Annotated in this window: 6 protein-coding genes and 5 tRNA genes; 7 read left to right on the top strand and 4 right to left on the bottom strand. The window is 73.5% G+C overall.

Annotation, left to right across the window (positions count from 1 at the left end; translation table 11 throughout):
- Positions 1–235: 235 nt before the first annotated feature.
- Entirely contained in the window at positions 236–805 is a 570-nt protein-coding gene (locus tag ACFU6K_RS29745) for a CGNR zinc finger domain-containing protein (protein ID WP_049656188.1), read from the top strand.
- A gap of 41 nt (positions 806–846) precedes the next feature.
- Here the strand turns inward: ACFU6K_RS29745 and ACFU6K_RS29740 are convergent, their stop codons facing one another.
- Positions 847–1,311, bottom strand: a complete 465-nt coding sequence (locus ACFU6K_RS29740) for a hypothetical protein (protein ID WP_380668185.1) — start codon at positions 1,309–1,311, stop codon at positions 847–849.
- A 110-nt stretch (positions 1,312–1,421) separates the two neighbouring features.
- Here ACFU6K_RS29740 and ACFU6K_RS29735 point away from each other — a divergent pair, with 110 nt between their 5' ends.
- Positions 1,422–1,922 (top strand): DsbA family protein, encoded by a 501-nt coding sequence (locus ACFU6K_RS29735; protein ID WP_380668183.1) that lies wholly within the window; start codon positions 1,422–1,424, stop codon positions 1,920–1,922.
- A gap of 12 nt (positions 1,923–1,934) precedes the next feature.
- On the opposite strand, the gene ACFU6K_RS29730 is transcribed toward ACFU6K_RS29735, so the two are convergent.
- From ACFU6K_RS29730 to ACFU6K_RS29720, 3 genes are all read right to left on the bottom strand, one after another.
- Positions 1,935–2,783: a GNAT family N-acetyltransferase gene (locus ACFU6K_RS29730; protein WP_380668181.1), complete on the bottom strand. Its 849-nt coding sequence runs from the start codon at positions 2,781–2,783 to the stop codon at positions 1,935–1,937.
- A 65-nt stretch (positions 2,784–2,848) separates the two neighbouring features.
- The gene (locus ACFU6K_RS29725) at positions 2,849–3,679 is read right to left on the bottom strand and encodes an aminotransferase class IV (RefSeq protein ID WP_380668179.1); all 831 of its coding nucleotides are present in this window, start codon (positions 3,677–3,679) and stop codon (positions 2,849–2,851) included.
- A 27-nt stretch (positions 3,680–3,706) separates the two neighbouring features.
- On the bottom strand, positions 3,707–4,792 hold the full coding sequence (locus ACFU6K_RS29720; RefSeq protein ID WP_380668177.1) for a chorismate-binding protein: 1,086 nt from the start codon (positions 4,790–4,792) through the stop codon (positions 3,707–3,709).
- A gap of 321 nt (positions 4,793–5,113) precedes the next feature.
- On the opposite strand from ACFU6K_RS29720, the gene ACFU6K_RS29715 reads away from it, so the two are divergent.
- The 5 genes from ACFU6K_RS29715 (at position 5,114) to ACFU6K_RS29695 (ending at position 5,625) form a co-directional block, all read left to right on the top strand.
- Positions 5,114–5,186 (top strand) — tRNA-Gly (locus ACFU6K_RS29715).
- Positions 5,187–5,226: 40 nt separating this feature from the next.
- A tRNA-Cys gene (locus ACFU6K_RS29710) sits at positions 5,227–5,300 on the top strand.
- Between the two features lie 34 nt (positions 5,301–5,334).
- Positions 5,335–5,406 (top strand) — tRNA-Val (locus tag ACFU6K_RS29705).
- Between the two features lie 41 nt (positions 5,407–5,447).
- Positions 5,448–5,519, top strand: a tRNA-Val gene (locus ACFU6K_RS29700).
- A 49-nt stretch (positions 5,520–5,568) separates the two neighbouring features.
- Positions 5,569–5,625, top strand: a tRNA-Val gene (locus ACFU6K_RS29695).

Below are 5,625 nucleotides of genomic sequence, written 5' to 3'. Positions count from 1 at the left end.
GTCATCCTCACGGGTGGCCGGCCTCGGTGCCGGGCGCCGACGTGTTCCGGCGGGCCCTACGAACGGGCGGCCTCGGGGGCCGTCCGGCCCGGGCGGTGTCCGGTTTCGGACACCTTGCCGGACTGCGCACACATCTTCGAAAGAAGGCACCGCCCTACCGGTACGAGGCCCGGTATGGTCTGGGGTAACCGCGGACGCGGGGTATCGGAGTCCCCCTGCGCGAGGAGCCCCCAACGTGCTGATCACCCATGACACCGAGTGCGCGCTGAGCCTCCTCGTGGAGCTGCTCAACACCGCGCCCGAGGTGTGCGGCGCCGAGCGGCTGCCGGACGTCGCCGCACTGGACGCCTTCGTGGTCCGCCAGGAGATCAGCGAGATCGACTCGCTGACCGAGGACGACCTGCGGCGGGTGCACGAGCTGCGCACCCGGCTGCGCGAGGTGTTCGCGACGGAGTCCACCGCGGAGGCCGCCGAGCTGGTCAACTCGATGGTCGCGGCCGCCGGGACGACGCCCCGGCTGACCAACCACGACGGCCACGACTGGCACATCCACTACTTCGCGCCGCACGCCGCGCTCGGCGACCACCTGGCGGCCGAGCTGGGCATGGCGCTGGCCTTCATCCTCATGGCGGGCGAGCGGGAGCGGCTGCGCCGCTGCGAGGCGCCGGACTGCGCGCGGGTCTTCGTGGACCTCTCCCGCAACCGCTCGCGGCGCTACTGCGACAGCCGTACCTGCGGCAACCGGCTGCACGTCGCCGCCTACCGGGCGCGGCAGCGGTCGGCGGAAGCCGTTCCCTCCGCCTGACCGCCCGGGTCCGCCCGGTTCGCTCGAGCCACCCGTCCCGCTCAGATCCCGCGCTTGCGGAGGATCTCCTCGATGTCGGCGAAGTCGCCGAGACCGTCCTCCCGCTTGCCCGCGGCCGGCTTCTTCGCGGCCTTGGGTGCCGGCGCCGCCACCGCGGGGCGCTCGGGCGCCGGGCCGGCCGCGGCCGGGCGCTCCGGGGTGCTCTCCACCGCCGTACCGCCCCGGCGGCCCACCCAGCGGGTGGTGACCAGCAGGACCGCGGAGACCCCGAGCAGGGCGATGCCGGTCCAGACCCGTGGGTCGAGGACCAGCTTGGTCGCCCAGTCGGCGAACTCCCGGCCGATCGTGCTCGCCAACGGGAACAGGCCGGTGAGGTAGAGCCCGGCGGGCAGCAGGGCCACCGCGAACCAGCGGGTCGCCGACAGGAAGCGCCGCCGGTAGGCCCGCAGCCCCGCGAAGGCCACTCCGCCCGCCGTGAGGATGAAGCTGATCGCCGCGCTCAGCACGGGGCCACCCCTTCGTGTCCGGTCGTCCTGGTCATCGGTGCCTTCCTCTCGGTCCGCCCTCGGGCGCACCTCCGGCCGGAGCGGGCGCCCACTAGTGGAACACTGAGGGAATGATCGATGGTTCCCTCCCCCGCCTCGAGTTCTGGTGCGACCTCCAGTGCCCGGACTGCCACACCGCGCTGGACGACGTACGGGCGCTGCGCGCGCAGTACGGCGACGCGCTGCCGCTGGAGGTGCGGCACTTCCCGCTGGAGAAGCACAAGCACGCCTACGCCGCCGCGGAGGCGGCCGAGGAGGCGTTCGCGCAGGGGCTGGGCTGGCCCTTCGTGGAGGCCCTGCTGGCCCGCACCGCGGAGCTGGACGCGCGCGGGCAGCAGGTGCTCCTGGAGGTGGCCCGGGAGGTCGGGGCCGACGTCGAGGAGGTCGACACCGCGCTGGTCGACGGCCGGCACATGCTGACCGTCGACGCCGACCAGGCCGAGGGCAAGGCGATCGGGGTCACGGGCACGCCGACGTACGTGATCGGCGGGCAGCGCCTCGACGGCGGGCAGAGCCAGGACGGGCTGCGCGAGCGGATCGTGGCCGTCCTCGAGGCGGCGAAGTCCTCCTGACCGCACGCCCGGTCACAGCTGCTTGCCGTAGACGCGCTCGGTGACCCGGTAGCCGAGCGAGGTGTAGAGCCGGATGGCCACCTCGTTGCCGGCGAAGACGTTGAGGCCGAGGTTCCGCACCCCGGCGGCCAGGCACTCGCGTTCGGCGAGCAGCATCAGCGTGCGTCCGTGTCCCCGGCCCTGATGGGCCGGGGACACCTCGACCTTCATCACCCAGGCGAGCGGCTCGCCGTCCGGCAGGTCGCACAGGCGCGGCTGCAGCCAGAGCAGGCCGTACGGGCCCTCCCCGCCGTCGGCGCCGTACAGGCGGCACACGACCATGCCGGGGGCCTCCGGATCCGGCGGGGGCGGGCTCTGCGACCCGGCGGCCATGCGGGCGCGGGCCTGTTCCTCGGTGAGGCCGGAACCGACCTTCATGCGGACGTAGTCCTCCGCCGACCGCTCGTACCAGGCCCGGAGTTCGGCCGGGTCGTCGAAGGGTCGCACGCTCAGCCCGGCGGGCAGCCCGGGGGCGTCGGCCAGCGGCTTGGACATGGCCAGGGCCCGCTCGGTGTAGCCGAGGGTCGTGGCGAGCCCCCGGGCCGCCGCGGCCGACTCCGGGACGGCGACGTCGACCCGGGTGCAGCCCCAGGTGCGCAGCACCTCCTCGGCGGCCAGCCCGCCGAACGTGCCGCGGCCCCTGCCGCGACCCTCGGTGACTTCCAACTCGGATATTCTCCCGAAGAGTTGACCGCCCTGCGGGTCGGCGGTGGTGCGCACCGCGCCGACCGGGCGGCCGTTCGAGAGGATCAGCCAGCGTCTGGTGCGGCCGCCGGCCGCGGTGGGTGTCTCCGGGCCCTCGGGGCGCAGCGTGGTGGTCATGTGGTGGTCCCTTCCCGTTGCTCGGGAGGTTATCCACGCGGTCGGCCTGCTCCCCCGGCCGGGGATCACGGGTCGAGGTCGTCGCCGCTGCGCTCGGCGAAGACGGCCATGGCCTTGGCGGTGACGGGGCCGATGCCGGGCAGCTCGCGGTCGTCGACGCGGGTGACGGCCTGGACGTCGCGGGTGGTGGAGGTCAGGAAGACCTCCTCGGCGTCCTGGAGGGCGGTGAGCGGGAGGTCGGCCTCCTCGGCGCCGCACCAGTCGATGACGAGCCGCCGGGTGACGCCGGCCAGGCAGCCGGAGGCGAGGGTGGGGGTGAGCAGGCGGCCGCCGAGGACCACGAAGACGTTGGAGCCGGTGCCCTCGCAGAGCAGGCCGGCGGTGTTGGCGAACAGGGCCTCGGAGGCGCCGGCGCGGTGGGCGGCGGCCAGGGCGACGACGTTCTCGGCGTACGAGGTGGTCTTGAGGCCGGCGACGGCGCTGTGCTCGTTGCGGCGCCAGGGGACGACGGCGGCGGCGGTCTCGTCGGGGCGGCGGCCGATCGTGTTGAGGGCGACGACCAGGGTGGGGCCGGTGGTGCCGCGCTCGGAGCTGAGCGGGCCGTTGCCGCCGGTGTAGGTGACGCGCAGCCGGCCGAGCGGTGCGGGGTTGGCGGCGAGGACCCGGGCGCAGGCCTCGCGGACCAGGTCGTGGTCGGGGTCGGCCAGGCCGAGGCCGCGGGCGGAGCGGGTGAGCCGGTCGAGGTGGCGGGTGACCGCGAAGGCCCGGCCGTCGACCGTCTTCAGGGTCTCGAAGACGCCGTCGCCGGTGGTGAGGCCGTGGTCGAGGACCGAGACGGCCGCGTCGGCGGAGTCGACGAGGGCCCCGTTGACCCAGCTCGTGGTGCGGTTGTGCATCGGGTGCTGCTCCTAGGCGGTGGGGGCTCAGGCCCCGGTCGGGTCGGATCCGCTGCCGGATTCGCCACCGGGTTCGCCGCCCGACGCTATCGCGACCAGGCGGGCGGCCTTCAGTTCGGTTTCGGCCCATTCGCGCTCGGGGTCGGAGCCCCAGGTGATGCCGGCGCCGGTGCCGAAGCGCAGGACGGGTGCGGCGGGGTCCGTCCGGTCGATCCAGAAGGTGCGGATGCCGACGGCGAGTTCGGCCTCGCCGCGGTCGGCGTCGACCCAGCCGACGGCGCCGCAGTACGGGCCGCGCGGGGCGGTCTCCAGGGCGTCGATGATCCGCAGGGCGCTGGACTTGGGGGCGCCGGTGACAGAGCCGGGCGGGAACGTGGCGGCGAGGAGTTCGGGCCAGCCGGCGCCCTCGCGCAGGGTGCCCTCGACGGTGGAGACGAGGTGGACCAGGCCGGGGTGCTTCTCGACGGCGCAGAGGTCGGGGACGGTGACGGTGCCGGTCTCGCAGACCCGGCCGAGGTCGTTGCGGACCAGGTCGACGATCATCACGTTCTCGGCGTGGTCCTTGTCGAGGAGGTCGTCCTCGGTGCGGCCGGTGCCCTTGATCGGGCCGGAGGAGACGGTGCGGCCGGTGCGGCGCAGGTAGAGCTCGGGCGAGGCGGTGGCGATCTCGACGCCGTGGTCGGGCAGGCGGACGGTGCCGGCGTAGGGGGCGGGGTTGCCGTGGGCGAGGAGGCCGGTGAGGGCGTCGACGTCGCTGCGGTCCGGGTCGGGCAGCGGTGCGGAGAGCACCCGGCAGAGGTTGGCCTGGTAGACCTCGCCGGCGGCTATGTGCTCGCGGATGCGGCGCACGCCCGCGATGTAGGCGGCGCGGTCGAGGGAGCTGTGCCAGCCGCCGGCCTCCGGTCCGCGCCAGCCGGCGCCGGAGGGCGGGGCGGGGGCGGGGCGGACCTCGTCGAAGCGGGCGCAGGTGAGGCGGCCCTCGAAGTCGTAGGCGACGGCCCAGTAGCCGGCGGAGTCCAGGGCGGCCGGGTCCGAGGTGACGTCGCGCAGTCCGGTGGCCAGGCGGCCGCCGAAGCGGGCGAGCGGGGTGCGGGGGGCGGGGTGGCCGGACACGGTTCTCCTGCGCGGTGGTGCTGGGGGGCGGTGCCTGAAGTGTAGGTCGGGGGGCGTGGGACCGGCCCGGCTCGCGCCCCCGCGCACGAGCAGCCGCGTGCGTCGTACGGGTGTGCGCCGGGTGGCCTGCGGATGATCGTCCGGGAGCGGCGCAGGTGGCGGCCGATGACCGGCCGGGAGGGCTGACGGGACGGCACTCGCCGGCCATCCCCTCGGCATGCTGCGGGAACGGATTTTTAGCTGGCCCGGGAATCCGCTAGAGTTCAACACGTCGCCAGGGAGCGCAGCCGAAGAAAAGCGGTGAAGCCCCCCGGGAGACAGGCGGACGTGGCTCAGTTGGTAGAGCATCACCTTGCCAAGGTGAGGGTCGCGAGTTCGAATCTCGTCGTCCGCTCGATGGAGAACAGTGTAAGATCGTTCTTCATGTGTTGCCTGGTGGAGTGGCCGAGAGGCGAGGCAACGGCCTGCAAAGCCGTGTACACGGGTTCAAATCCCGTCTCCACCTCCAAGAGGTCCTCCCGGTTCTTCCGGGAGGCCTCCCCGCGCGATTAGCTCAGCGGGAGAGCACTACCTTGACACGGTAGGGGTCACTGGTTCAATCCCAGTATCGCGCACGTCAGGCCCTTCGGGGCTTGCTGCAACACCGCCGCACCAGGCGCGATTAGCTCAGCGGGAGAGCACTACCTTGACACGGTAGGGGTCACTGGTTCAATCCCAGTATCGCGCACGTCAGGCCCCTCGGGGCTTGCTGCAGGACCGCCACATCAGGCGCGATTAGCTCAGCGGGAGAGCACTACCTTGACACGGTAGGGGTCACTGGTTCAATCCCAGTA

Origin of the sequence: Kitasatospora sp. NPDC057512 (genome assembly GCF_042802135.1) — a bacterium.
Lineage (GTDB): Bacteria > Actinomycetota > Actinomycetes > Streptomycetales > Streptomycetaceae > Kitasatospora.
The sequence above is the reverse complement of the archived record's forward strand: the minus strand, read 5'-3'. Positions and strand labels throughout refer to the sequence as shown.

Bases quoted from the DNA above. Each gene is read 5' to 3' on its own strand.
- ACFU6K_RS29730 (WP_380668181.1), bottom strand. From the start codon at position 2,783: ATGACCACCACGCTGCGCCCCGAGGGCCCGGAGACACCCACCGCGGCC.
- ACFU6K_RS29735 (WP_380668183.1), top strand. From the start codon at position 1,422: ATGATCGATGGTTCCCTCCCCCGCCTCGAGTTCTGGTGCGACCTCCAG.
- ACFU6K_RS29725 (WP_380668179.1), bottom strand. From the start codon at position 3,679: ATGCACAACCGCACCACGAGCTGGGTCAACGGGGCCCTCGTCGACTCC.